1 protein-coding gene is annotated in these 2,675 nt (G+C 48.9%); it reads right to left on the bottom strand.

The features are described 5' to 3' along the window. Nucleotides 1-2,147 precede the first annotated feature (2,147 nt). On the bottom strand, nucleotides 2,148-2,675 hold a 528-nt coding region (locus tag J7J01_10225; protein MCD6211233.1), incomplete at its 5' end, for a UbiA family prenyltransferase.

Raw genomic sequence — 2,675 nt, 5'->3', positions numbered from 1 at the left:
GGATTGGAGAATGTGCAGATTCGCATAGGAGAGATAGAGGAAGAAGAGGAGGAATGGGAACCGCTCGGACCGCATCCAATGCCTGGTATCGCTACGCTTCGTGACTGGGACTTCAAGCTCCTGAATCGCTACAAGCCTTTTTATGCGCCTTTCTGCGATATGTGCTGTCTATGTACATACGGTAAATGCGATCTCTCAGGCAATAAGAAGGGCGCATGCGGCATAAGAATGGATGCACAACACGGTAGAATAGTTCTCCTCGCCTGTCTGGTAGGCTGTAGCGCACATTGTGGACATGGAAGGCATCTGCTCCATGATCTGATTAAGCAGTTCGGACGGGATACGCCGATAGACTTCGGACCGGAAGTGAATGTGGAAGCGCCTCTTACAAGGCTGATATGTGGTATAAGACCACGTACAATTGGTGATTACGAGCGCGTATTTGATTATATTGAGGAGCAGATAGTGCAGTTGGCAGATGCGCTCCATACCGGGCAAGAGGGCTCGTACATGGACTTTGAGTCGAAGGCTCTTCATATGGGCATGCTCGACTCGCTGAGCAAAGAGGCTGCAGATATCATCCAGATTGCCGCTTATGGTATGCCCACGAGCTATGAGGGAGGAGGAGCAGATGTGCCACTGGTCGAGGTCGGGATAGGCACAATAGATACCAATAAACCTGTTATACTTGTAATAGGGCATAATGTACCCCCTGCTGCTGATATTGGGGATTATCTGACGGATAATGGGCTTGAAGATAGTGTGGAACTTGCAGGAATCTGTTGCACCGCAATTGACACCACGCGTGTATATAAAAAAGCAAAGATAGCTTCGGCTCTTGGTAGGCAACTGCGTGTGATACGAGCGGGGCTTGCGGATGTAGTTGTGGTTGATGAGCAGTGCATCCGCGCGGACATATTAGAGCAGTGCAAGATGGTTCATTCACCTCTGATAGTAACGAATGATAAGGCGTTGCACGGGCTCGTGGACCGGACTGATGATAACCCTGATGATATAGTTGCTGATCTGGTGAACGAGCGAGTTCCAGGTGTTGTGATATTAGACCCTGAGCGTGTGGGAGAGGTAGCTGTGAAGACCGCGTTGCAAGCAGATAAGAGGAGGAAAGCACTGAGGCTGATCCTGAGCGATGATGAGTTCAGACGTTATGTAGGTGAGTGCATCCAATGTGGGAACTGCACCCTTGCGTGCCCTAATGGGCTTCCTATTGGTGAAGCGAATCAAAGCGCTTCAACCGGGCGGATAGAACCGCTTGCTGACTTATTTGACAAATGCGTCGGCTGTGGCAGGTGTGAACAGGTCTGTAAGAAGCATATCCCGATAGTGGACGTGATAACAAAAGCGGCATATCCTCAGCTAAGAGAGGAGAAGGGACGTATGCGTATAGGCAGGGGACCTGTATGGGACAGTGAGATAAGAGAAGTCGGAGCACCAATTGTCCTTGGAACTATACCCGGTGTTATTGCACCGATAGGTTGTGGTAATTATCCAAATGGGACGAAAGATGCGTGGCTGATTGTGAAGGAGTTCGCCGAACGGAACTATATAGTTACGTTGACGGGCTGCATGGCAATTGACGCGGCATTGTGGAAGGATGAGGAGGGCAAGACCCTGTACGAGCAGCATCATGGCAGGTTCGATGCCGGGGGTGTTCTCAACATAGGCTCCTGCGTCTCCAATGCACATATACACGATGCGGCGATTAAGATAGCGAGTATATTTGCGAGGAGGACACTGAGGGGCAATTATGAAGAGATTGCTGATTATATCCTGAGCAGAGTGGGTGCCTGTGGCGTTGCATGGGGTGCGATGTCACAGAAAGCAGCTTCTATTGCTACCGGTTTCAACAGGCTGGGCATTCCTGCAGTGGTAGGTCCTCATGGCACAAAATACCGGAGGGCGTTCCTCGGACGACCAGATATAAAAGAGGATTGGCAGATAATAGATGCCAGTAATGGCTCAATGCTCTATTTCGAACCCGCGCCACAGGACTTGCTCGTTGCTTGCGAGACGGTAGAGGAAGCACTGCCGATGATTGCGAAATTATGCTTCCGTCCATCTGATACAGACCGTGGACGGTCTATAAAGCTCACACATTATATAGACCTGAGCCTGAAGTATCTCAAGACCTATCCGCCCGACTGGCATCTATTCGTAAGGACTGCAACTGACCTCCCTGTGGCGACGAAGAATGAATTACTGAAGAAGCTTGAGGATGAGCATGGCTGGAAGATAGACTGGAAGCGGAAGAGAATCGTAGAGGGACCGATCAGGGAATATGACCCTTCTTTCAATCCCACCAATTTGAAAAGGCTGATAAGGGAGAAGAAGTAATGGGAGTTTAAGTTAAGCCGTTGCATCATAACACACAGCAGTACCACCGGTATCCACTCGCCATCGACGATTAAATCCAGTGATTTACCTATTTTCAACCCTTCTTTGCAAAAATGTAAGATATATCCATATCCATAAGCAATAAAGGAGATTAAAACGAAGAGATAGTGGTGAAAAAAGCCTGATAGATAAGATATCGCAAGCCAGGGTATGAGTGTCGAGTTGAGGATAAGGAGAAGATTCTTCGTTTTTTCTCGCCCAAATACTACCGGGATTGTTCGTACTCCGCTCATTCTGTCGCCTTCGATGTCTCGAATGTCAAA

Source organism: Methanophagales archaeon (assembly GCA_021159465.1).
GTDB lineage: Archaea > Halobacteriota > Syntropharchaeia > Alkanophagales > Methanospirareceae > G60ANME1.
This window is presented reverse-complemented; position numbering and strand designations above follow the sequence as displayed.